This is a genomic window from Paenirhizobium naphthalenivorans (assembly GCF_007992095.1).
In the GTDB taxonomy this organism is placed as follows: Bacteria; Pseudomonadota; Alphaproteobacteria; order Rhizobiales; family Rhizobiaceae; genus Allorhizobium; species Allorhizobium naphthalenivorans.
In genome coordinates, this window is the sequence record NZ_BJZP01000037.1 from 1 (window position 1) to 22,637 (window position 22,637).

20 protein-coding genes, 6 pseudogenes and 1 riboswitch are annotated in these 22,637 nt (G+C 60.4%); of the genes and pseudogenes, 14 read left to right on the forward strand and 12 right to left on the reverse strand.

Going from position 1 to position 22,637, the window contains the following annotated elements:
- The first annotated feature begins 242 nt into the window (after positions 1–242).
- Positions 243–689, forward strand: a complete 447-nt coding sequence (locus RNA01_RS21395; RefSeq protein ID WP_147182164.1) for a Fur family transcriptional regulator — start codon at positions 243–245, stop codon at positions 687–689.
- A gap of 14 nt (positions 690–703) precedes the next feature.
- Here the strand turns inward: RNA01_RS21395 and RNA01_RS21400 are convergent, their stop codons facing one another.
- The 3 genes and pseudogenes from RNA01_RS21400 to RNA01_RS21410 form a co-directional block, all read right to left on the reverse strand.
- A complete protein-coding gene (locus RNA01_RS21400; RefSeq protein ID WP_147182165.1) occupies positions 704–1,201 on the reverse strand; it encodes a hypothetical protein in 498 nt (165 codons plus the stop codon).
- Between the two features lie 134 nt (positions 1,202–1,335).
- Positions 1,336–2,160 carry a metal ABC transporter permease gene (locus RNA01_RS21405; RefSeq protein ID WP_147182166.1) on the reverse strand — a complete coding sequence of 275 codons (825 nt, stop codon included), beginning with the start codon at positions 2,158–2,160 and terminating at the stop codon, positions 1,336–1,338.
- A 3-nt stretch (positions 2,161–2,163) separates the two neighbouring features.
- Positions 2,164–3,222, reverse strand: a pseudogene (locus RNA01_RS21410) (IS630 family transposase).
- Positions 3,223–3,368: 146 nt separating this feature from the next.
- Here RNA01_RS21410 and istA point away from each other — a divergent pair.
- Positions 3,369–4,865, forward strand: coding sequence for an IS21 family transposase (istA, locus tag RNA01_RS21415; RefSeq protein WP_147182167.1), 1,497 nt, complete (start codon positions 3,369–3,371; stop codon positions 4,863–4,865).
- Positions 4,862–5,527 (forward strand): annotated as a pseudogene (gene istB, locus RNA01_RS21420) (IS21-like element helper ATPase IstB); the annotation flags it as partial. The gene istA and the pseudogene istB, both read left to right, overlap by 4 nt.
- A gap of 87 nt (positions 5,528–5,614) precedes the next feature.
- Here istB and RNA01_RS24500 read toward each other — a convergent pair.
- From RNA01_RS24500 to RNA01_RS21450, 6 genes and pseudogenes are all read right to left on the reverse strand, one after another.
- Positions 5,615–5,851, reverse strand: a pseudogene (locus RNA01_RS24500) (CbiX/SirB N-terminal domain-containing protein); the annotation flags it as partial.
- Between the two features lie 208 nt (positions 5,852–6,059).
- A riboswitch (cobalamin riboswitch) is annotated at positions 6,060–6,294 on the reverse strand.
- A gap of 168 nt (positions 6,295–6,462) precedes the next feature.
- Positions 6,463–6,546, reverse strand: a pseudogene (locus RNA01_RS24530) (IS5 family transposase); the annotation flags it as partial.
- 1 nt (position 6,547) lies between these two features.
- Complete coding sequence (locus tag RNA01_RS21435) at positions 6,548–7,555, reverse strand: MsnO8 family LLM class oxidoreductase (RefSeq protein ID WP_147182168.1); 1,008 nt, start codon at positions 7,553–7,555, stop codon at positions 6,548–6,550.
- Between the two features lie 59 nt (positions 7,556–7,614).
- On the reverse strand, positions 7,615–8,571 hold the full coding sequence (locus RNA01_RS21440) for an ABC transporter substrate-binding protein (protein ID WP_235916826.1): 957 nt from the start codon (positions 8,569–8,571) through the stop codon (positions 7,615–7,617).
- A gap of 39 nt (positions 8,572–8,610) precedes the next feature.
- Complete coding sequence (locus tag RNA01_RS21445; RefSeq protein ID WP_147182169.1) at positions 8,611–9,330, reverse strand: ABC transporter ATP-binding protein; 720 nt, start codon at positions 9,328–9,330, stop codon at positions 8,611–8,613.
- On the reverse strand, positions 9,323–10,012 hold the full coding sequence (locus RNA01_RS21450) for an ABC transporter permease (protein WP_235916827.1): 690 nt from the start codon (positions 10,010–10,012) through the stop codon (positions 9,323–9,325). Before RNA01_RS21450 ends, RNA01_RS21445 begins: the two co-directional genes overlap by 8 nt.
- A 265-nt stretch (positions 10,013–10,277) precedes the next feature.
- Between RNA01_RS21450 and RNA01_RS21455 the strand changes: the two are divergent.
- Both RNA01_RS21455 and RNA01_RS21460 read left to right on the forward strand, forming a co-directional pair.
- Positions 10,278–11,241: pseudogene (locus RNA01_RS21455) on the forward strand (DEAD/DEAH box helicase); the annotation flags it as partial.
- 232 nt (positions 11,242–11,473) lie between these two features.
- Positions 11,474–11,674, forward strand: coding sequence for a hypothetical protein (locus RNA01_RS21460; protein WP_147182171.1), 201 nt, complete (start codon positions 11,474–11,476; stop codon positions 11,672–11,674).
- A gap of 33 nt (positions 11,675–11,707) precedes the next feature.
- On the opposite strand, the gene RNA01_RS21465 is transcribed toward RNA01_RS21460, so the two are convergent.
- A complete protein-coding gene (locus RNA01_RS21465) occupies positions 11,708–12,238 on the reverse strand; it encodes an RrF2 family transcriptional regulator (RefSeq protein WP_147182172.1) in 531 nt (176 codons plus the stop codon).
- Positions 12,239–12,455: 217 nt separating this feature from the next.
- Between RNA01_RS21465 and cydD the strand changes: the two genes are divergently transcribed.
- The 9 genes from cydD (at position 12,456) to RNA01_RS21510 (ending at position 21,630) form a co-directional block, all read left to right on the forward strand.
- Positions 12,456–14,075, forward strand: a complete 1,620-nt coding sequence (gene cydD, locus RNA01_RS21470; RefSeq protein ID WP_147182173.1) for a thiol reductant ABC exporter subunit CydD — start codon at positions 12,456–12,458, stop codon at positions 14,073–14,075.
- Complete coding sequence (locus RNA01_RS24350) at positions 14,072–15,415, forward strand: ATP-binding cassette domain-containing protein (RefSeq protein ID WP_170253594.1); 1,344 nt, start codon at positions 14,072–14,074, stop codon at positions 15,413–15,415. Before cydD ends, RNA01_RS24350 begins: the two co-directional genes overlap by 4 nt.
- A gap of 44 nt (positions 15,416–15,459) precedes the next feature.
- Positions 15,460–15,735, forward strand: coding sequence for an ATP-binding cassette domain-containing protein (locus tag RNA01_RS24385; protein ID WP_284215365.1), 276 nt, complete (start codon positions 15,460–15,462; stop codon positions 15,733–15,735).
- A gap of 116 nt (positions 15,736–15,851) precedes the next feature.
- Positions 15,852–17,453 carry a cytochrome ubiquinol oxidase subunit I gene (locus RNA01_RS21485; protein ID WP_147182175.1) on the forward strand — a complete coding sequence of 534 codons (1,602 nt, stop codon included), beginning with the start codon at positions 15,852–15,854 and terminating at the stop codon, positions 17,451–17,453.
- A 5-nt stretch (positions 17,454–17,458) separates the two neighbouring features.
- Positions 17,459–18,610 carry a cytochrome d ubiquinol oxidase subunit II gene (gene cydB / locus RNA01_RS21490; protein ID WP_147182176.1) on the forward strand — a complete coding sequence of 384 codons (1,152 nt, stop codon included), beginning with the start codon at positions 17,459–17,461 and terminating at the stop codon, positions 18,608–18,610.
- Positions 18,611–18,624: 14 nt separating this feature from the next.
- On the forward strand, positions 18,625–18,747 hold the full coding sequence (gene cydX, locus RNA01_RS21495) for a cytochrome bd-I oxidase subunit CydX (RefSeq protein ID WP_147182177.1): 123 nt from the start codon (positions 18,625–18,627) through the stop codon (positions 18,745–18,747).
- A 43-nt stretch (positions 18,748–18,790) separates the two neighbouring features.
- Positions 18,791–20,095 carry an NAD(P)/FAD-dependent oxidoreductase gene (locus RNA01_RS21500; protein WP_147182178.1) on the forward strand — a complete coding sequence of 435 codons (1,305 nt, stop codon included), beginning with the start codon at positions 18,791–18,793 and terminating at the stop codon, positions 20,093–20,095.
- Positions 20,096–20,105: 10 nt separating this feature from the next.
- Positions 20,106–20,459, forward strand: a complete 354-nt coding sequence (locus RNA01_RS21505; RefSeq protein ID WP_147182179.1) for a DUF5368 domain-containing protein — start codon at positions 20,106–20,108, stop codon at positions 20,457–20,459.
- Positions 20,460–20,652: 193 nt separating this feature from the next.
- The gene (locus RNA01_RS21510) at positions 20,653–21,630 is read left to right on the forward strand and encodes an SLAC1 anion channel family protein (protein ID WP_147182180.1); all 978 of its coding nucleotides are present in this window, start codon (positions 20,653–20,655) and stop codon (positions 21,628–21,630) included.
- A gap of 139 nt (positions 21,631–21,769) precedes the next feature.
- Here the strand turns inward: RNA01_RS21510 and RNA01_RS21515 are convergent, their stop codons facing one another.
- Together RNA01_RS21515 and RNA01_RS21520 are read right to left on the reverse strand one after the other, a co-directional pair.
- Positions 21,770–22,312 (reverse strand): class I SAM-dependent methyltransferase, encoded by a 543-nt coding sequence (locus RNA01_RS21515; RefSeq protein WP_147182181.1) that lies wholly within the window; start codon positions 22,310–22,312, stop codon positions 21,770–21,772.
- A 105-nt stretch (positions 22,313–22,417) separates the two neighbouring features.
- Positions 22,418–22,637, reverse strand: a pseudogene (locus tag RNA01_RS21520) (TSUP family transporter); the annotation flags it as partial.

Consider the following 22,637-nt stretch of genomic DNA (forward strand, 5'->3'; position numbering starts at 1 on the left):
TAAATGTGAGTCAGAGCCAATTTTGCACGCCGAAACACAGTCAGGGCTTTAGCTGGCCTCTCCCCTACCCTATGGTCAATTGTGACCGACGATTTGGGTATTGGAATACTCACTTTGTACTTCAATTGTAATCAAGAGCTAAAGTCCACACTGGCGCCGCAGCAAACGAGAGGACCGAACAGGTTGTGGCACTGTCGTGCGGAATTGGCTAAATTCCGTGAACAATATTCGGGAAATTCACATTGCAGTTTACACAAGACATCACCTCGCTGTGCAAAGCGCATGGCCTTCGTCTCACAGGCCCAAGGCGCGTGCTTATGGAGATATTGGCTCAATCGGATGATCATCCCGACGCTGTCGAACTGCATCGCCGTGTCACGAAAGTCGATCCTGGTATCGCGATCGCAACCGTTTACAGAACGCTGAACCTCCTTCAGGAAAAAGGCATCCTGGAAAAGCACACGTTCGGCGACGGGCCTGCGCGCTTTGAAAGTGCCGAGCAAGAGCATCACGACCACCTGATCAACACAGAAACCGGGGAGGTAATTGAATTTCGATCGGACGAGATCGAACGGCTGCAGGAGGAAATTGCACGTCGGCACGGTTTCGAAATCGTCAGCCATAAGCTGGAGATTTACGTCAGACCGCTAAAAGCCGACAGCCAGCGAACACGGAATACAGAAGATTAAGGGGGCACAAGCGTTCATCGTGCTCCCCAGCGACTGGCGGAGTGCAGCATGCACGAAATCAGCGCGTTCTGCCGCAAGTCGCGAAGATCATTATCAGTCAATGCCCCTCCGGAATGCTTGAGGATTGCACAGGAACTTCGATCCTCTCCGATATCCCCGTTTCCTTCCTCGCCTGTCGCTTTTATTATGTTCGGCCCGCCTGCATTGGTGCGGGTAAGCGGATTGCCAAGGAGGCGTCGCACAAAGCGTGTCCTGAATACCATGCCACCCAAGGGGTGCATTCGCGGGGCGAAAGGACCCTTTTCCGGCAGGAGCCGTTCGCTCGAACGGGACGGAGACGGTTGCTGAGCAGCAGGTGTATCGTCCAGCCGCTTGCCTTCGCGCGTGTCCAATCGATCCATCAGACGCTGAAACGCTCGTGAGCCGATGATAATGCGCGCCAATACCGGCATATGCGGCTCGTAAGGTCTGGTTTTTTTCCTCAATCCGCCTGGCCGATTGTTCAGCTTCACGAGAACGGCGGCCTCCCACAATCATCTTTGCCTCCATCACTTTAAGTTTGAGGGCAGTCAGTCTTCTTTCGCGGCGCGGCCGGAGCCGCGCCGCCGAATACCGGGCTATTTCACCGGAAATTTGGAACTGCGTTTCATACCGCTTGTGATGTTTCGATCCGTGCCGCCTTCCGCGTGGCGAGCATGAAGACGATCGAGAGCAGGAGAACGATGGTCGGCGCCGGCGCACTGTCGATGAAGAAGGACAGGTAGACGCCGAGGAAGGAGCCGACGACGGCGACAGTCACCGACAGTATCAGCATGGTGCTGAACTTGCGGGTGAGCAGGAAGGCAATGGCGCCCGGCGCGATCAGCATGGCGATGGCCAGAATGATGCCGACCGCCTGAAGCGCACCGACGATCGTCAGCGAAATCAGGCTGAGCAGGCCGTAGTGGAGCATATTCACCCGCAGACCGACGGCGCGCGCCTGCACCGGATCGAAGGCGTGCAACAGGAAATCCTTCCACTTGACACCGATGATTCCTGCCGTCATCGCCGCGACGATCGCGGCTTGCCCGATATCGCGCCAGGAAACGCCGAGCATGTCACCGAACAGGATATGGTCGAGATGCACCTCGGTCTGGATTTTAATGTAAAGTACAAGTCCGGCGCCAAACATTCCGGAAAATACTATACCCATCACGGTGTCTTGCTTGATACGGCTGTTTTCCTTCAGGAAGCCTGTTGCAATGGCACAGAACATGCCGGCTACGAACGCACCGATGGCATAGGGGAAGCCGAAGATGTAGGCGATCACCACGCCAGGTAAGACCGCGTGGCTGATGGCATCTCCCATTAACGACCAGCCCTTGAGCACAAGAAAGCAGGACAACAGCGCCATCGGGATCGCGACAAGGACCGAGATCACCAATGCGTTGATCATGAAGTCGAACTGGAAGGGCGTAATACCAACCGTCATTGATCAGAACCCTTTTGCCCATTTGCGTCTGCCGATCGACATGATGTTCCATGGCCGGTCCTGGAGGGTTCTCCAAGCGTAGCAGCAGTGGTCGACGATATCCTCGTAGGACTTGAAGACGCGGTTTGAGAGCCAGTTGTCCCTCATGAACTGCCAGATGTTTTCGACCGGGTTCAGCTCGGGTGATTTGGGCGGCAGTGGCAGGATGGTGATGTTTCCTGGGACGACGAGATTGTTGGACGTATGCCATCCCGCCTGATCCATGATGAGGACAGCGTGTGCGTTATCGGCGACATTGCGGGATATCTCGATCAGGTGCTGGTTCATGGCATGGGTGTCACACCAAGGCATGACGAGGGCTGCGCCCTTGCCGTGCTTGGGGCAGATGGCACCGAAGATATAGGCTGAGCGTGTCCGCTGGTCATGTGGTGCGGATGGCCTTGATCCCCGCTTGGGCCCAGCGGCGCGTGATCTTGTTCTTCTGGCCTATCCGAGCTTCGTCCTGGAACCAGACTTCGATCACTTTGCCCTTGGCGGCACCGGCGGCAATTTCTGCCACAGTGGCGGGGAAGTTTTTTTAAATGCCTCGGCCGCCTCCGGATCCTGCGCATGATGTCTTGGGCGAGCAGAGAGCTTGCGGTACCCATGCCCGCACTTCGCGCCCCAGGGTCTCCTCGCTCACCGAGATGCGGAACTCTTCCCAAATCCATTGGGCCAGATCACACAGACGCCACCGAACGAGCCATCCAGATAGGGTGTTGGTCCGCGCTCTATCGCTTGCGCCAAGGCCGCTCGCTGATTGTCGTTCAGCAATGAAGGCTTGCCCGGAGCCTTGCCGTTGATCAGATCGTCGGGGCCGCGATCATTGAAACGAACAACCCAATCGCGCACGATCTGAACTGTCACGCTGCCAAGCCGGGCAGCATCGGCGCGTGAACCGCCGTCATAGACCGATGCGAGCGCCAGAAGTCGTCGCGCCTGATCGGCATCGCGTGTCTGACGAGCTAGCCGCCGTAATCTGGCCCCGTCGAAATCTGATCGCAACGAAAGCGCTGAACCCATCGCAAACCTCCTGTTTGCGCCAGAGATTCAGATTCGTCGGCCGTTGGGAATCCCTACGAGAGTCACATTCACTGACAGTTGGTATAAAACCCGGCCACCTATTTACTCTTCTGCGACGACAGCAGGAGGGCCTGGGGATCTACACCGTGGAATTATATCTGAAGGTTCGGCTGGCCGTCTCGGAAGGGATGAGCCGGCGTCAGGCTGCAAAGCATTTCAACATATCGCGCGACAGCGTTGCCAAGATGCTGTCGTATTCGACGCCACCTGGCTATCAGAGGCAGTTGCCGATACGGCGCCCGAAGCTGGATGCGTTTGTGTCGACGATCGAGCATTGGCTGGAGGAAGACCTGAAGGTGCCGCGCAAGCAGCGCCATACGGCCAAGCGGGTGTTCGACCGACTGCGTGACGAGTGCGGCTTCACTGGCGGCTACACGATCATCAAGGATTACATGCGCGAGCGGGATCAGCGTCGACAGGAGGTGTTCGTGCCGCTGTCGCATCCACCCGGCCATGCGCAGGCCGATTTCGGCGAGGCGACGGTGGTGATCGGCGGCGTCGAGCAGAAGGCGCGCTTCTTCGTTCTGGATCTGCCGCATAGCGATGGTTGCTATGTGCGGGCCTATCCGGCGGCGGTGGCAGAGGCCTGGGTCGATGGCCACATCCATGCGTTTGCCTTCTTCGGGGCCGTGCCGCAGTCCATTGTCTACGACAACGACCGCTGCCTCGTAGCAAAAATTCTGCCCGATGGCACACGCAAGCGGGCAACGTTGTTCAGCGGCTTCCTGTCCCACTACCTGATCCGGGATCGCTATGGCCGTCCCGGGAAGGGCAACGATAAAGGGAATGTCGAGGGGCTTGTCGGCTATGCCCGACGTAACTTCATGGTGCCGATCCCGCAGTTTCCGACATGGGATGCGTTCAACGCCTTTCTGGAAGAGCAATGCCGCAAGCGTCAGCGCGACAAGCTGCGCGGCGAAAGCGAGACGATCGGAGAACGTCTGCAACGTGATCTTGCCGCCATGCGTCCCTTGCCGGCGTCGCCGTTTGATGCCTGCGACCATGCCAGCACCATTGTGACGGCCCAATCGCTGGTGCGCTACAAGACCAATGACTACTCCGTACCGGTCGCCTATGGCCATCAGGATGTTTGGGTCCGGGGCTATGTCGATCAGGTGGTGATCGGTTGCCGCGGCGAGATCATCGCCCGCCATCCTCGATGCTGGGAACGAGAAGATGTCGTCTTCGATCCTATCCATTACCTGCCGCTGATCGAGCAGAAGATCAATTCCCTGGATCAGGCAGCTCCGTTGCAAGGTTGGGCTCTGCCGGACGAATTCGCCACGCTGCGCCGGCTCATGGAAGGCCGCATGGCAAAGCATGGGCGGCGGGAATACGTGCAGGTTCTTCGCCTGTTGGAAAGCTTCGACCTTGCGGACTTGCATGCGGCCGTGAAGCAGGCCATCCAGCTCGGCGCGATCGGCTTCGATGCGGTCAAACATCTGATCCTGTGCCGGGTCGAGCGCCGGCCGCCACGGCTGGACCTGTCGATCTATCCCTACCTGCCGAGAACAACAGTCGAGACGACGTCGGCGAAGGCTTACATGCGCCTCCTGTCGTCTGATGCGGGAGAAGCGGCATGAGCACCGAAGCACCTGAGATCCTGCTCGCCCACTATCTCAAGACCCTCAAGCTGCCGACCTTCCAGCGCGAGCACCAGAAGCTGGCCCGGCACTGCGCCACCGAGGGTGTCGATCACGTCTGCTACCTGTTCCGGCTTGCCGAACGGGAGATGATCGAGCGGGACCGCCGCAAGGTCGAACGCCGCATCAAGGCGGCCAAATTCCCTGTCGTCAAAAGCCTCGACAGCTTCGACTTCACCGCCATCCCCAAGCTCAACAAGATGCAGGTGCTGGAACTGGCCCGTTGCGAATGGATCGAGCGCCGCGAGAACGTCATCGCTCTCGGCCCCAGCGGCACGGGCAAGACCCATGTGGCACTCGGTCTCGGCCTGGCCGCATGCCAGAAGGGCCTGTCTGTCGGCTTCACCACGGCGGACGCGCTGGTCAGCGAGATGATGGAGGCGCGTGACGAGCGGCGTCTTCTCCGCTTCCAGAAGCAGATGGCCGCCTACAAGCTGCTGATTATCGATGAGCTGGGCTTCGTGCCGCTGTCGAAGACCGGCGCGGAATTGCTGTTCGAGCTGATCTCCCAACGCTACGAGCGCGGTGCCACAATGATCACCAGCAATCTGCCTTTCGACGAATGGACGGAGACCTTGGGATCGGAGCGTCTCACCGGCGCGCGGTGCTACTGGCGACATTTCCCGGTTGAGCAGCGATTTCAGAAGGCGTTCCAGCTCGAGACTCGCGCCGATTGCGGACGCGACGCTGACGGTCGGCCAGGGACGCGAATCCTCGCTCTGCCAGCGCGCCAATAAACGGCGGATCCAGACGGGAAAGCTCGTCTCCAGCGGCAGAAGCAGGGGAAGGATGCAGATCTCGTCGAATTCGAGGTGCAGGAGCTCGTCGAGAGCCTCCTTGAGAGATGGCGTGCCCTGTTCGGAGAAGGCCCATGCCGCGCGGTCGACGCCGTCGAACCCGCCGACCATTTCGGCCAGTGACCGCATTTCCTCGTGCGGCGCCGCCGCGAAGGCGGATTTCGCCAGCAACAGCACGGCACGCCGCAGCTTTCCTTCGATTTTCCGGCTATTGTCGGCCTAGTTCTCGTTCATGTCCTGCCACCTCGATCGCGAGGAGGCGTGGCAATGTGGAACGCGCAAGGCAAGGCGGGGCCATGCGTCAAGACCAGCATTCCGGTTGGCCATCCCCGACCACGGAAAACGAAGCTTGACGGCAGGTCTCCTAGCTTGCGGATTTCTGCAGCCCATCTGCCTTCCCGCGGGTGCTCCGCAGTGGCATGGCGTCTTTCGGCGCCACGAGGATGGACGGCAATCCGCTTACAGTTGCGGGGTCAGCCACGGTATTGGCCCCTCCTGGGGTCGTCCGCACCGTGTTCCCTATTAATCCCCTCGCCTGTTCGGCTTGGGGAACCGTCGAGGCTAGGTAGAGCGAATTGGCCCGGGTCGTCAAGCCGAGGCAAATCAGTGACCCCTAACGCCTGCTGCCGAACTTGCCGCCGTTCGATGACCGGGCCCAGCTTATAACGGTTGAAGAAGGTGTACCAGCGAATGGCAACGCACGGACATCATCAGCTGTGGAGTAGTAGCTTTTCGGGCAGCTAGGTCCTGTTTACAAAGTAAGGCAGCCATATTTTTGCGGTGGCCAGGGCGAGGAATGCCGAGAAGGATTCTCGGGTTTTGTCATCAATGTTGGTCGAATGCACCTGCCAGAAGTGTGTAATTGCGCAAGCGTATCTCGGGCTTATCAACGAAATCCTGGACCATAAATTCGTCAACGCCGGTTTCGCTGGCCATCCTTTCAATCACACGACGCACGCGTTCAGGCGTGCCCACAACATAGTCCGGCCAATCCATGTCTTCGGCCTCGACATGCCCGCCGAGAATGCGTTCCGCCTCGTCAGGGTCGGGGAGTGCGTCAAGGAAGATACCTTCTTCCCTCCTAAGCTTGAAGACCGCGCGCACGGGCATGGCTAGGCGCTCCGCTTCTCTTTGCGTTTCGCCAATGACGACGCGAAGCGCCAACAAGGCCTGCGGTTCGCCAAGTCCTGCTCGCCAGTTCGAGGGGCGAAAATGTTGGCGGTAGGCCGCCACGGTGCCTGGGGCGTTGGCAGGAACGTGAAAGGCGCTGCAGGCCAAAGCCAGTCCATGATGTGCTGCACGGATTGCGCTCCCCTCGGTGGCCGCCAAAATCCATGGCAATGGGCCGGCCGATTCGTCATTCATGATGGACAGACCCTGAAACTGGGAGGTTTCCGGCAAGTCGTTCCCGAGCCAGCCGACGAATTCCTGGACTTGATCTTCGTGATCATCGGGTGTCTCGACGGCACGAAAGCGTTTCAGTGCGGTGTCGGCCTTTAGGCCCGCTGTCGCGCGTCCGATTCCGACGTCAATTCGTCCTGGAAACAGTGCCTCCAGCGTCCGCATCGCTTCGGCTGCCTTATAGGGGCTGTAGTGGTTGAGCAAGACACCTCCAGCCCCAATCCGGATTGTGCTCGTTGCGTTGGCAAGTGCGGCGACAAAGACTTCCGGTGCCGGATTTGCCTCAAAGCATATGCCGTGATGCTCCACTACCCAGTATCGAGTGTAGCCGAGCTTTTCGGCATGCTGGGCCAGACATATCGAGCTTTGCAAGGCGCCTGAAGAAGTCATGCCGCGCGGGATCTGCACGGGATCAAGGATAGAAAGTTTCATCGGGACCTGCCGGACGTTGGATGGAACGGTCCGGGATGCAACGTCCCGGACCGATTTGGTTATTCGGTTTCAAAGGCCATGGGGGCGATGAGATCTACTTTGATATCCAGAGCATTGGCCTTGGGAAGCATGCCGGCCTCGATCATGAAATCTTGGTCTGCCGTCAGGTTGGCGACGTCGTCTTCGGTCATGACCGGTGTGAAGTCGTAAAGAGGCATCTGCGCCTTGGCGTCCTCGAGGGAGATTTTCTGTTCCTTGGCCGCAATGGCAAGGGCTTCATCTGGATGCTCCTTCATGAAGGCGAGCGCTTTGTAGTGAGCATCAAAATAGGCCTCCACCAAGTCAGGATGCTCTTTGAGGAAGGCGCTGCGGGCGGCAATAACGGTCGTCGGCTTGATCAGACCCTCGCCGCTCGTCAACGGCTTGCCACCAGCCTTCTCGACCGCGACGGCATTCGCGCCGGCAAGTGTGGCTACATCGACCTGTCCACTGAGGAGCGCTGCTCGCGCGGTCGGCAGGTCCATGTTGATGTATTCGATATCCTTTAGGGTCAGGCCCTGCTCGGCGAGTGCTGCGACCAGCAGCTGATTTAGAACCGTCCCCTTGGGACCGGCGACCTTCTTGCCTTTTAGATCAGCCAGCGTTGCCGGGCCATCGCCACGGGTCATCAGGAAATAGGCCTTCGGCGAGCGGGCATAGGCGGCAATGATCTGCAGATCGACGCCATTGGCCTTGGCCAGGATCGCCGAGGTTCCCCCGAGAACGCTGGCGATGTCGATCTCGCCGGCAGCGATCGCCTGGGTCTGCTGTGCGCCGGAAGTGATTTCAGGGCTCTCGACCTTGATACCTTTTGCGGCAAAGGCTTCGTCCAGATAGCCCTTCTCGCGCATGACGATGGAAGGGACATTGAAGGGAGAGGCGACATAAGTGATGCGCACGGACGCGGGCTGATCATCGGCGAGTGCCGGAGATGCAAGCATCGCTGCGGCCAGGGCAAGGGTTCGAAACAGTCTCACGATTATCTCCTTAGTAGAGGTTGCTTTGAAGACGGCCGATCAAGCCGGATTGAGAAGGCGATCCAGGATCGCGCGGCGACAGCCGGCTTCATCCATGCCGGTCGGGTCGCGCGGATAGGGAATGTCTATGTCCTTACGTCCCACGATCGTGCCGGCGGAAAGCTCGATGACGGTTTCGCCGAGCAGGACGGCCTCTTCGACGTCATGGGTCACGAAGACGATAGTCGGTTGCTTTTGCTGCCAAAGCCCGACAAGTTCATTCTGCATGCTTCTTCGGGTGAAGGCATCGAGGGCGGCGAAAGGCTCGTCCATCAGCAGAAGGTCGGGCTGCATCACCAATGCACGGGCAAGGGCGACGCGCTGCGCCATGCCGCCCGATAGTTGGGTAGGCATGGCATTGGCGAAGGCGCCGAGACCCGTTACCTCCAGGAGGGCCGACACCTTCCGCTCGATGGACTTGCGGTCAAGATGCCGGTGCAGGCCGAAGGCGATATTGCGGGAAACGTCGAGCCAGGGCATCAGCCGTGCCTCTTGAAACACCACGCCAATCCTCGGTGCCGGACCGTGGATCAAAATTTCGCCCGTATCCGGCGAGATTAGTCCCGCCAGAATGCGCAGCAGTGTTGTTTTCCCGCAACCGCTTCGTCCAACCACTGTCGTGAAGCTGCCCTTCGCGAGTTTCAGATCAATGCCGAACAGCGCTGCGACCCTGTTGCCGGAGACCTCGTAATGTTTGCCGATGTTGGAGAGTTCAAGCACGTGCCATCTCCAGATCGGTCACGAGCCAGGGAGAAAGCCATGCGCAAAGCCGTTTCAGCACAAGGTCCGTTACCAGCCCGATAATGCCGATCACCAGAATGCCGGCGAGGACGATGTCGGTTCGGGCAAGATCCTGTGCATCGGTAATCATGTAGCCGAGCCCGACTGACGAGGCGATGAGTTCGGCGCCGACGAGCGCACGCCAGCTATAGCCGAGGCTGATGCGCAGGCCGATGACCAGTGCCGGCAGTGCGGATGGCAGGATGATGCGGGCAATGACCTGCTTTCGGCCAAGTCCGCAAACCTTTCCGACTTCGATGAGCTTGCGATCCACCTGGGCGATGCCACCGCGCATTCCCAGAAAGACCGGGAAGAAACAGGCGAGAATGATGATCCCAACCTTCTGCGCCTCTCCGATACCGAGCCAGAGCATCAGTAGCGGCATCAGGGCCAGGGGCGGCACTTGCCGAATGAATTCAAGCAGGGGTTCCGTGACAGCTCTGATTGCGCCGCTGACGGAAAAGAGGATCGCCAAGAGGATCGCTATAAAGACCGCCAAACCATAGCCGACACCAACGCGGCTGGCGCTTGCCGCGATGTGGTGGGCAAGTTCGCCATTCGACCAAAGCTCAGCGATCGCGCTCCATACCCTTGTGGGCGGCGGCAGCAGGAACGAGTTCACTATACCCGCCGAGGTCGCCGCCCACCAGGCTGCAGCACAAGCCGAAAACGAAAAAACTGCCAGGGAAATACGAGTGAAGTGCAAGGTCTCTTGGGGCCAATGTGGAAGAAAGTGCGTTTGCCTATCCTAAAAACATGATTAGTAAAATCATCTTTTTTTGTTTTGCAAATTTTTTTTAGGCGCGGCTCAAACGCTTGGCGCTCCTGCAGGGGTATCCTGCGCGTGGCTGTTAACCGGCGGCCTGTTGGTGCAGCTTGGCCCACGGCTGCGCGAGCTCGCTGGTGCTCGGCATTTGCTGCGCGACTGGTCCAGCTGGTGTCGCGTGCGCCAGGTGGCACGGGCGAGCGGCCTTGCACCCCTGGTCGACGGCCTGGAAACGGGAGCGGTGACGCCGGAGGAGACCGCCGCCGCCTTTCGGCTGGGCTATGCCCGCTGGTGGCTGCCGCCGACGCTGGATGCCGACCCGGAGCTGCGCGATTTTCGACGCTTCCAGCATGAACATCTGATCGAGGAATTCCGCGAGATCTACGATCTGGTGCGCACCGCTGCCGCGGGCCGGGTCGTCCGCGCGCTCGGGCACGACCTACCGGCCGTGCAGACAGTGCCGCGCAATTCCGAGCTCGGGTTGCTGCGCCGCCAGATGGAGCTGCAGCGCCCGAGCCGCTCGATCCGCGAGATGATATTGTCGGCATGCCGACAAGCATTTCCAAGCTTGCGCGCTGAATCCTGATGTCGCCCTGTCGATCGCGCAATATCTGCTACCGGATCAGGCCCTGTTCGACGTGGTGATCTTCGACGAGGCCTCGCAGATCACCACCTGGGATGCGGTCGGCGCGATTGCCCGGGCACGGCAGAGCGTGATCGTCGGCGACCCCAAGCAGCTTCCGCCGACCAATTTCTTCGGCCGCAACGAGGAGGACGAGAGCGTTCAGGAACACGAGCGCGACCTCCAAAGCATTCTCGACGAGGCCCGCGCGGCCGGCATACCGCTCAGGGATCTCAGATGGCACTATCGCAGCCGCAATGAATCCCTCATCGCCTTCTCCAACCATCACTACTATCAGAACCGGCTGATTACCTTTCCCTCGCCACAGGTCGAAGACCGCGAAGTGCAACTGCGGCCGGTACCGAATGGCTTCTATGACAGGGGCAAGAGCCGGACCAACCGCATTGAGGCCCAGGCCGTCGTCGACGAAGCCGTCCGGCGCATGACCGGCTGGCTGCGGCTCGAGCCGCCGGTCTGTCAAAGCCTTGCCTCCAGAGGAGCCTTAGTTGAACACGATTTCCTCGTCTCGAGGGACGTTTACTTCTGCTATCCTGGTGTTAAGCTTTCCTAAAGCAAATGCGATTTCAACAGCAGGGCCTGCAGCTGAGACAGAAATCCCAGTTCGACGGAAAGAAAGACGCTACTTTCGACTACGCTGCCAGTAGATTTTCATCCAATCTTGAAGAGAGGACGTCATGACCGAAATGATCAAACGCAATCGTCTTTTGCCTTGGTATGTCGGGATTGTTGTGATTTTTGCTGCCGTGATCTATCTCGGCTATCTCATGCGGGCGACGAATTGCGGTATTTCGACGCCCATGGCCTTTATTGTCCTTGGCATCATGCCCGCTGTTTATCTGGTGCTAATGTATCTGACGCTGTCCAGCCAAAAGTAGCGATCGCGCCTGTCGGGTCTCGTGGTCGCGCCTTTAAGCCGGGCGTCCAGGCGATCTGGCCGCAGCCTCTTCGACTGACGCCACTCCTTGTCCGGCAGGCAGGTCACGCCCCGGACGGGTGCATCCGGGCGGGGCGTGGAAGCGCAGCAGGGCCGTGAGGCCATCGTTACCCTCGACCAGATCGGACAGTCGCACCTTGTCGAGTGAAGCATAGAGAGCTTCCACCGCGTCGTGGATGGCATTGCGCAACCAGCAGGCGTCGACCAGTGGACAGGTATTGGCGGGGCTGAAGCATTCCGCGAAGGGCAGATCGGCTTCGAAAACGCGGAAAACTGCCCCTATATTGATCTCCGAAGGGGACCGCATCAACTGCAACCCGCCGTGTCTTCCGCGGGTCGCATCAATGAAATTGTGCTGGCCAAGTGTCCGAACGACCTGGGCCAAGTGGTTTTCCGAGGCGTTGCAGGCAGCGGCGATATCGCTCTTCCGCACAGTGAGATGAGGATTCACGGCGCAGAACATCAAGGTTCTGATCGCCAGATTGGTCCGTGTGGTGAGCCGCATAATTCCAATTCCCGATCGACTGGCACGCTTGCCTGGTGCTCCTTTTACGACAGCGCGACAATTTGGAATTTGATCAGGATCAGCCACGCGGCTAGTCTCGCGTGAAAACTTGCATCCAGGATCTCCCTTTAGGCTCGCCTTGTCCAGAACGAAGAAGAGTGAAAGCGATCCCGCCCGCCGGAGACTTGCAGAGATAGCAAGCCAATATGGCCGGTCCATGGTTGTCTCCGTCACCCTCGCCATCCTTTCATCTCTGCTCTGGATCCCCCAGGCCTGGCTGGTCGCTCAATTTCTCGCGGCGCTGGTCGAAGGACGTCCACCCGTCCTGGGGCCGATCGCCACCGTAGCGGCCTTTGTCGGCCTGGGGGCTTTACGTCACATCGGCGATGCCCTTGCGGGGCGAAAGGCTTTTCATGTCGCCCAAAAGATTGTCGAGCGCGAGCGGATCGACCTGATCGAGCGCGAGAGCCTTACATCGCCATTCGGCGAAGGTGGGCAGACATCGGCGGCCATTGCCACGCTCTTGGCCAGCAAACTGGACGCGCTTGTGCCTTGGGCGAGCCGCTATCGTCTCGCCGCGGCCAAGGTGGCTTTGGTACCTGTCGTCATGCTGCTCGTCGTAACGTCGATGTCCTGGGTCGCCGGCCTTGTGCTCCTGGTTGCCGGGCCGCTCATTCCGGTCTTCATGGCACTGATCGGTCTTGCTGCGTGCGACGCCAGCGAAAAGCAGATGGCAGCGACCGGAACGCTCAATTCCATTCTCCTTGAATGGCTGAACGCTGCGGCCGACATTCGCCTGCTCAACGCCGAGCAGCAGACGGTCGGCCGGTTCCGCCACTCGGCCGAGACCCTGCGGGCCAGGACGATGGAGGTCTTGAGGATCGCCTTTCTTTCCTCGACTGTCCTTGAGCTCTTCTCCGCCATCGGTATTGCCATGGTCGCCGTCTATGTCGGATTCAGCCTGCTCGGCACTTTCACCTTCGGGGCATATGCAACGCCGCTGTCGATCGCTGAGGGCATCTTCATCCTGCTGCTTGTCCCGGACTTTTTCCAACCGCTACGGGACCTCGCCTCCGCTTGGCACGACAAGGCCGCAGCGCTCGCCGTGGCCGGCGAACTGGCCGAGCGGGAGAACGAGCCGCGCCAGACAATCCTCGGCCGAGGCGGCAAAGCTGAGACCCCGCTCGGCGGCGAGATAACCATCACGACGGACAGTCTGCGTTATTGCGCGGGCGGGAGAGAGATCGTTTTTCCCGACATTTGCATCAGGCAATGCGAAAAACTCGCGATATCCGGGCCGAGCGGTGCAGGCAAGACGACCCTGATCGCCCTTCTTGCCGGTCTCGCGAAGCCGTCCGACGGGCGGATCAAGGTCGGCGCGCTGCCGCTCGATGATGAACTGGCTGATGCCTGGAGAGGTGTGATCGGTTTCGTTGGCCAGCATCCGCATGTGCTCAATGCCAGCCTGCGTGCCAATATCGCCCTTGCCGACGATCAGGCGGATGACGTTCGGCTCGAAGCAGCGCTTTGCGCCGCCGCGGCTGACGGCGTCGTGGCCGCCCTTCCGCGCGGCATCGACTCGCGGCTGGGCGAGAATGGCAGTGGCGTTTCGGGCGGCGAGGCCCGGCGGCTGATGATCGCGCGCGCCGTCTACGCAAATGCCCGGGTGATCTTTGCCGACGAACCGACGGCGGATCTCGACGTGGCGACCGCGGACCGCGTGATCGCCGCACTGGAAGAGATCGGTCGGCAGGGGGCAATGCTCGTTGTCGCGACGCATGATGCGCGCCTGATGGCGCGGCTTGACCGCGTCATCAGGCTGGAGGCCGTCGAATGAGCGCGCTTTTCAAAGTGTTCCGACGTGTCTGGCGCTGGCGCATGGGTGCGCTTGCCGTCGGTATCCTCCTGTCCATCGCCGTTCTTAGCGCAGGCCTTGCGCTGCTCGGACTGTCCGGCTGGTTCATCACGGCCGCGGGCATGGCGGGTCTCGCCGGTGCCGGCTTGAGCTTCGACGTTTTTCGTCCGAGTGCGGGCGTCCGTTTTTTGGCACTTGGGCGGGCCGCCGCACGCTATGGCGAACGACTTGCCACCCATGATGCCACCCTCAAGGGGCTCGCCGAACTGCGGGTCGCGCTGCTGAGCGCGATGCTGCGCAAACCGGTTGTGCTGCTTGCGCTTCTGCGCGGCTCCGAACGGCTCAATCACCTGACGATCGACGTCGATGCGCTTGATGGAGTTGCCTTGCGGCTCTTCATGCCGGCCATTGCCGCAGCGCTGGTTCTTGGTGCCGCCCTTGTCCTGATCGGCTGGCTCATCCTTCCGGCGGTGGCCCTTTGGGAGGTCGGCAGCTATGTCTGCGGTCTGGGTATTGCACTCGTCTTCGCCGCGCGCTTTTCCCGGCAGCCCTCCCGTTTTGCACAAAGGGCGATGCAGGCCTTTAGAATGCGGTTCATCGACATGATGCGCGGACAGACGGAGCTTGCCGTCAGCGGTCGGCTGGAGGGTTACCGCCAATCGGTCCTTGATGCCCATCGCCGTTTGCAGGGTGCACAGGGACGGATCGATGCGATCGAGCGTATCTCGGCTCTGTTGCTCGGCCTCGCCGGCACGATCGCCGCAGGCGGCGGGCTGCTGATCGGCGGGCTTGCGGCAGCGGACGGGCAAATCGATCCGGCCCGCGCCGCGCTCGGCTTCTTTGCTGCCCTGGCGCTGGTCGAGACTGCGGCGCCCCTGGCGAGGGGCATTGTCGAACTTGGCAAGATGACGGATGCCGCACGACGGATCGAGGCGCAGTTTGCTGATCCAGGTGAAACTGGCCTTGGCGCGCCGGTGAGCGCATCTCCGGTCCCGTCCAATCCTCCCCTGCTCAAAGTGGAAGGGCTGGCCTGCCGCCAGAGGGAGCGCCTTCTGTTTCGGGACCTGGATTTTTCGATTCGCGCCGGGGAAACGCTGGCACTGGTCGGGGCGAGCGGCGCGGGCAAGTCCACGCTTCTGAATGTCGTGCGTGGATTGATGACACCCTCTGAAGGGACCGTTTGGATCGACGGTCGATCGATCGGCGCTTACAGCGAGTCAGAGCAGGCTGCTTGCATCGGCTATCTGCCGCAACGTACCGCCGCTGGTCAGCGGAACGATTGCCGACAACCTGCGCATTGCGTGCCCTGCGGCTTGCGATGACATGCTCTGGCAAAGCCTGAAGATTGTCTGTCTCGATCAGGTTGTTGCGGAAAAGGGGGGGGCTCAACAGTCAACTCGGCGAGGCCGGACTCGGCCTGTCGGGGGGAGAAAGAAGACGGCTCGCGCTCGCCCGGATACTGTTGCGGCAGCCTCGCATCCTCCTGCTCGACGAACCAACCGAAGGGCTCGACGCTGGCATGGCCCATTCGGTTCTTGAACGCTTGCGCTCAGCCTTTCCCGAAGCCGCAATTCTCGTAGCGGCCCACCGCCGCGAGGAACGCGCCTGCGCGCAGGGAGAGGTCGTGGTCGGCGACTCGTAAAGATGCACCGTACATACACGATATTGATCTACATCAAGGACGCTCATATTCCCTTGATGCATATGAATATTATTATGCATCGTAGATGCATGTTTTAAACAACCGAGAGCAAGACCATGGAACTCGATATTGTCGAGCTGTCACGCCTGCAATTTGCGATGACGGCGATGTATCACTTTCTCTTCGTTCCCTTGACGCTCGGCCTTTCCATCATCATTGCGATCATGGAAACGGTCTATGTCATGACGGATCGTCCCATCTGGCGACAGATGACGAAATTCTGGGGCGCCCTGTTCGGCATCAACTTCGTGCTGGGCGTCGCCACGGGCATCACCATGGAATTCCAGTTCGGCATGAACTGGAGCTACTACAGCCATTATGTCGGTGACATCTTTGGCGCGCCGCTTGCCGTCGAGGGGCTCATGGCCTTCTTCCTCGAAGCGACCTTCGTCGGGCTGTTCTTCTTCGGTTGGGACAAGCTCTCCAAGCGGGCGCACATGATCGTCACCTGGCTGGTGGCGATCGGCTCGAACTTCTCGGCGCTATGGATCCTGATTGCCAATGGTTGGATGCAGAATCCGGTCGGTGCCGAGTTTAACCCGATGTCGATGCGCATGGAGATGACCTCTTTCTTCGACGTGGTCTTCAATGAAGTAGCCCAAGCCAAGTTCGTCCACACGGTGTCGGCGGGCTATGTCACGGCCTCGGTCTTCGTGCTCGGGGTGTCCGCTTGGTATCTGCTGAAAAACCGCCATACCGACCTTGCGCGCCGCTCGATCGCGGTTGCCGCCAGTTTCGGCCTGGCATCGGCCCTTTCGGTCGTTGTCCTCGGCGATGAATCCGGCTACTCGGTCACGCATTCGCAGAAGATGAAGCTCGCCGCGATCGAAGGTATGTGGGAAACCCTGCCCGCGCCGGCCTCCTTCACACTGGTTGGCTTTCCCGACCAGGAGGCCCGCGAGACGCATTATGCCCTGCATATCCCCTATGTCATGGGCTTGATCGGTACGCGTTCGCTGACTCACGAGATTCCCGGGATCGCCGATCTGGTCCAGCAGGCCGAAGAGCGTATCCGCTCTGGCCAGATCGCCTATGACGCGCTGATGACCTACCGCGCCGAAAAGGGCCAGGTTTCCGACGAAGTCCGCACGACTTTCGAGACCCACAGCAAGGATCTCGGCTTCGCCCTGCTCTTGAAGCGCTATGTCGATGATCCGCGTCAGGCGAGCGACGACCACATCAAGATGGCTGCCAACGACACGGTTCCGACCGTCTGGCCGCTGTTCTGGGCGTTCCGCCTGATGGTTGCGCTCGGCTTCTCCTTCATCGCGGTCATGGCCTGGTTCTTTTGGATGGCATCCTTCCGCAGGATGCAGTTCCCACGCCTCGCGCTGTGGCTCGCCGTAATCATCATTCCGACGCCATGGATTGCCGCCGAACTCGGCTGGTTCGTCGCCGAATTCGGCCGTCAGCCCTGGACCGTCGACGGCGTCCTACCGACCGCGCTGTCGGCCTCGCAACTGTCCGTTACCGATCTGGCGATCACGCTGGCCGGCTTCGTACTGTTCTACACTGTGCTCTTCGTCATCGAGATGGGGCTGATGCTCAAATATATCCGCAAGGGGCCCTACATGGACGTGGCAGAGACAGATGAGTGGCAGAAGCAGCATCGCGACCGATTGAGTGCACCCTCGCCGTTTGCCCAACCCGCGGAGTAACGACCATGATTCTTCATCAATTCCTGGACTTCGAACTGCTGCGGGTCGTGTGGTGGCTGCTGCTCGGCGTGTTGCTGACCGGCTTTGCCCTGACCGATGGCTTCGACCTCGGCGTCGGCACCCTGCTGCCCTTCGTCGGCCGGACCGATGTCGAGCGACGTATCGCCATCAACACGATCGGCCCCGTCTGGGAAGGCAACCAGGTCTGGTTCATCCTTGGCGGCGGTGCGATCTTCGCGGCCTGGCCTCCGCTCTACGCCGTCAGTTTCTCCGGCTTTTATCTTGCCATGTTCGCGGTTCTGGCGGCTCTCATCTTGCGTCCGGTCGGCTTCAAGTATCGTTCGAAGCGTGACAGTGCCCTATGGCGGTCGGCCTGGGACTGGGCGCTCTTCGTTGGCGGCGCGGTGCCGGCGCTGATCTTCGGGGTGGCCATGGGCAATGTTCTTCAAGGCGCTCCCTTCCGCTTCAACGAAGACCTGATGATCTTCTATGACGGCACCTTCTTTGGCCTGCTCAATCCCTTCGCACTCCTTGCCGGACTGGTTTCCATCGCCATGCTGACGATGCATGGTGCGGCCTGGCTTCAACTGAAGTCCGAAGGGCCGGTTCAGGCGCGGGCCCGCAAAATCGGTTCGGGCGCCGCTCTGGTGACGATCTTTGCCTATCTTCTGGCTGGTGTCTGGATGGCGACGGGGATTTCCGGCTACGCAATCTCCGGAACCGTCGTCACCGATGGTCCGTCCAACCCTCTCCTCGGCGAGGTAATGCGTACACCGTCCTGGTTCGCCGCCTATTCCGAGCGTCCATGGATTGCTGTGGCTCCGGTTCTCGGCGTCACCGGCGCGGTGCTGGCATTCTTCGGCCTCAGGGCCGGTCGTGAAGTTTCAACGCTTCTGTACTCCAAGCTTGCGATCACCGGCATCATCTCTTCGGTTGGGCTGACAATGTTCCCCTTCATCCTGCCGTCCTCAGTTGATCCCAAATCGTCGCTGACGGTGTGGAATTCCTCGTCCTCGCACCAGACGCTGTTCGTCATGCTGGTCATGGCCGTCATCTTCGTCCCGCTCATCTTGGCCTACACCACCTGGGTCTACAAGGTCCTGTGGGGCAAGGTCACCGAGGCCGACATCAATGCCGACAGCGGTACCGTTTACTGAAGGAGACAAGAACGATGTGGTATTTTGCCTGGCTCTTGGGCCTGCCGCTCGCCGCGATCTTTGCCGTCGTCAATGCCATGTGGCTGGAGATGCAGGAGGATCGCAGGACCATGGATCCGCAGGAAGACGAACGTTGACGCGTGTGCTTCGGCTCGACGCATGTCCGGAAGGAAAAAGACGATGAGAACCAATCGCCGACAGTTCCTCGGCCTCGCTGCGACCGGGGCGACACTCGCTGTCGCCCCGCTGTCCGGCGCTTCGGCCGCCCCGATCAAGACGTCGGCGCGGATCGTGGTCCTGGGAGCCGGTGCGGCCGGGACGGCGCTCGCCAATCGGCTGACTCAGCGCTTCGACGGTGCCAAGATCATCATCATCGACGGCCGCAAGCAGCACTTCTACCAGCCCGGCTTCACACTGATCGCGGCAGGTCTCAAATCGGCGGACTATTCTGTCTCGACCACCGGCGAATGGCTGCCGCGCAATATCGAATGGATTGAGGAGGCGGCCGCCGAAATCGATCCGGGGGCAAAGCAGGTTGTGACCGCGAGCGGCAAGGCCGTGCCTTACGACTTCCTGTTCGTCGCCACCGGGCTTCGCCTCGACTATGGGGCGATCGAGGGCATGTCGCTCGATCTGATCGGCAAGGACGGCATCGGTTCGGTCTATGCCGGCCCTAACTATGCCGCCAAGACCTGGGAGGAAATGAGCCGCTTCACCGACAAAGGCGGGGTGGCGCTGTTCTCCCGTCCGGCGACGGAGATGAAATGCGCCGGCGCACCGCTCAAGTATGCCTTCCTGACCGACGACTATGCGGTACAGAAAGGCACGCGCAGCAAGTCGAAGATGATTTATGCGGCGCAGAACAAGACCTTCTTCTCTGTGCCGATTGTCAGCGAGAAGGTGCGCATGCTGTTCGAGGAACGCGGCATTGATCCGGTCTACGATCACGTCATGACCAAGATCGATCCGGGTCGCAAGATCGCCACCTTCAAGACCCTGGAGGGCGACAAGGAGATTGGCTATGATTTCACCAACGTGATCCCGCCGATGCGGGCACCCGAAGTGGTGATGAACAGCCCATTGCCGTGGAAGGAAGGCATCTGGGTCGATCAGGGCTGGGTCGAGGTCGACAAGCACACGCTGCGCCATGTGCGCTATCCGGACGTCTTTGCCGTCGGCGACATTGCCGGCGTGCCGAAAGGCAAGACGGCCGCCAGCGTCAAGTGGCAGGTGCCGGTTGCAGTCGAGCAGTTGGCGTCCCAGATCGAAGGCAAGGAAAGCGTGGCGCGCTACGACGGCTACACGTCGTGCCCGCTCATCACCCGCATCGGCAAGGCCATGCTGGTCGAGTTCGACTACAACAACAATCTCACCCCGTCCTTCCCTGGCATCATCGCGCCGCTCGAGGAATTGTGGATCTCCTGGCTGATGAAGGAGATCGCCTTGAAGCCGACCTACAACGCCATGCTGCGCGGCCGCGCTTAAGGAGGATGCCATGAAGGATTTGACTTTCGGGACGTTGATTGCGGTGTTCGAGGAGATCTTCGGCCGCACGCTGTTCTGGGTGATGGTGGCCGTCGCGGGTCTTGTCACGCTCGCCTATCTCTATGTGCTGATCCGCGACCGCCAGGTGTCGTGGAAGAAGTTCCTTTGGGCGCAGCTATCGATGCCGATCGGCGCCGTCGCGGCGGTTCTTTTCGTCCAGACCATCACCCGATCCGGCCTGCGCGATATCGGTGGCCCGGTCGATGTGATCGTTCTGTTCGGCGTCGCGGCCCTCGGTGCTGTCGGCGTCGCCATTCTCGTCTACACGATTCAGTCTCTGCTTAATCCCCCGGCACGCGACTGATGCGCGCACGGGGCGGCGACTTTGCGGGTCGCCGCCCCGTCGGCAAATCAACCTGCCAACATCACGGGTCCCGTTTCTGCGGGATTCGCCAAGACAATCCTCTCGAGGCGACAAAGAACGCCGGACACCCGGTGCTGACAAAGGGCCGGTGGCCTTCGAGTGCTGATCTATAGGCCTTCAGGAGTTACAGACGATGACGGAAGCGACAGAGAAACACGTCGCGAATTCGCGGCTCGAGCACTTTCCCGTGACGTTTTTCGCGATCGGCATGGGCATGCTGGGACTGACTCTCGCGGTGAACGCGGCAAGCCACGCCTATGGATGGCCGGCCTTTATCGGACAGTCGGTACTAGCGCTATCAGGAACCCTGCTCGGGCTCATCACCCTGACCTATGTGATCAAGCTCATCACCCGGCCGGCAGCTGTGCTTGAAGAATGGCGTCATCCGGTACGCATCGCCTTTTTCCCTGCTATGTCGATCGCCTATCTGCTGCTGGCGACTGCGCTGACGGGTGTCAACCAGACTGCCGCCAATGTCGTGTGGATCGGCGCGACATTGCTGCAGGGCTCTTTGGCACTTGCCGTCATCGGTGCGTGGATCGGACACCGGCCGTTCCATCCACCGCAGCTTTCGCCAGCCTGGTTCATTCCCGCCGTCGGCAATGTAATCGTTCCGATCGCCGGTGGGCCGCTTGGCCATGTCGAAATCTCTTGGCTCTTCTTTTCCGGTGGACTGCTCTTCTGGATCGTGCTGCTGACGTTGGTGCTCAATCGTCTGATGTTCCACGATCCCTTGCCGGGTCGAATGGTACCGACGGTCATGATACTTGTTGCGCCGCCGGCCGTCGCCTATGTCGCCTGGTTGCGGCTTGCTGGCGAACCGGGAGCCTTCGGCCATGTTCTCCTCAGCCTTGGCTATGTCTTCGCCTTGATCGTGGCGACCCAGATCAAGCGCTTCCGGGGCATGCCCTTCACCCTGTCCTGGTGGGCGCTTTCCTTCCCAATTGCGGCCCTGTCGATCGCCAGCTTTGCCCATGCTGGGGCAACCCGTTCCACCGCACATCAGGCGATCGGGACCGGTCTCCTCATCCTGCTTGCTGTCATTGTCGGGATGCTGCTGGTGCGGACCGCGCACGCGATGATGCGCAAGGAGATCTGCGTCGCCGAGTGAAAGATCCGCTTCGGTGGCACAAAAAGAGCCCCCGGCGCACGAGCATCGAGGGCCGATCTGCAAGACGCCGTGCGGTGCGGTTAAGGTGTGCCTGCGCCGTCACACCCGCGGCAGGGCCGCGCGCAAAGACCGCCGGAAGTTACCGGTCTGACAATTCCGGCTTGCGGGCGACGATGTATGGGTTCTGCCAATGCTTGCCGAAGATCCGCTCTTCTGCAATCTCGAAGCCGGCCTCCAGAATGGCCTGTCGAAGCTGGGGGACGGTCAGCGAGGTCGTCGCCGGAAACATGCCGATCACGCGCAGCAGAGAAAACAGGGCGCGGAGCTTCAATGGCATATCGGCGAAGCACCAGGTCTTGGTGATCAGCAGGCCGGCGGGCTTCAGATTGGCAAAAATCCGGGCCAACGCGGCTGGGTGATCTTCCACCAGGTGCAGCACATTGAAGGCACAAATCGCGTCGAACGGTCCGCCGTCGAAAGCATTGCCGGCGTCAGCGACAACAAAGCTCACGTTTTCGCCCGCGGGCTTGGCCCGTGCGATCTCGATCATTTCCGAAGAAAAGTCGGTGGCCGTCCAGTGCGCGACACCGACGGCCAGTCGAATCGCGGTTCCGCCGGTGCCACAACCGAGCTCGAGAACGCGGTCCGACGGTTTGAGACGGGACGCGACATCGGCCAGCATGGCTTCGTAGGCCGCCACATCCTTGAGCGGCCGCGCCGCGTAACGCCCGGCTATCCTGTTCCAGAACTTCTGCTGCCTGGAGTGTGTCACATTCTACCTCCATCATCAAAGGGGCAAGACCGCGGCGCTGTTCTTGTACAACACGTAGAACGCCACGACGATGATCAGGGCCGCAAAGATCCGGTTCAGCAGGTTGCGTTTCGTGGCCAGCCGGGTCGCAAGCAGCATGCCGCCTATGCCCCCGACCACGCCCCCGCCGATGAACTCAGCAGCGATGCGCCAGTCGATGAGCCCTGAGACGGCGTAGTTGAGGGCTGTCGCCAAG

Coding starts and splice junctions, on each gene's coding strand:
- RNA01_RS21405 (WP_147182166.1), bottom strand. CDS start 2,160: ATGACGGTTGGTATTACGCCCTTCCAGTTCGACTTCATGATCAACGCA.
- RNA01_RS21435 (WP_147182168.1), bottom strand. CDS start 7,555: ATGAAACTTTCTATCCTTGATCCCGTGCAGATCCCGCGCGGCATGACT.
- RNA01_RS21460 (WP_147182171.1), top strand. CDS start 11,474: ATGACCGAAATGATCAAACGCAATCGTCTTTTGCCTTGGTATGTCGGG.
- RNA01_RS21465 (WP_147182172.1), bottom strand. CDS start 12,238: ATGCGGCTCACCACACGGACCAATCTGGCGATCAGAACCTTGATGTTC.
- cydD (WP_147182173.1), top strand. CDS start 12,456: ATGGTTGTCTCCGTCACCCTCGCCATCCTTTCATCTCTGCTCTGGATC.
- RNA01_RS24350 (WP_170253594.1), top strand. CDS start 14,072: ATGAGCGCGCTTTTCAAAGTGTTCCGACGTGTCTGGCGCTGGCGCATG.
- RNA01_RS21485 (WP_147182175.1), top strand. CDS start 15,852: ATGGAACTCGATATTGTCGAGCTGTCACGCCTGCAATTTGCGATGACG.
- cydB (WP_147182176.1), top strand. CDS start 17,459: ATGATTCTTCATCAATTCCTGGACTTCGAACTGCTGCGGGTCGTGTGG.
- cydX (WP_147182177.1), top strand. CDS start 18,625: ATGTGGTATTTTGCCTGGCTCTTGGGCCTGCCGCTCGCCGCGATCTTT.
- RNA01_RS21500 (WP_147182178.1), top strand. CDS start 18,791: ATGAGAACCAATCGCCGACAGTTCCTCGGCCTCGCTGCGACCGGGGCG.
- RNA01_RS21505 (WP_147182179.1), top strand. CDS start 20,106: ATGAAGGATTTGACTTTCGGGACGTTGATTGCGGTGTTCGAGGAGATC.
- RNA01_RS21510 (WP_147182180.1), top strand. CDS start 20,653: ATGACGGAAGCGACAGAGAAACACGTCGCGAATTCGCGGCTCGAGCAC.
- RNA01_RS21515 (WP_147182181.1), bottom strand. CDS start 22,312: ATGCTGGCCGATGTCGCGTCCCGTCTCAAACCGTCGGACCGCGTTCTC.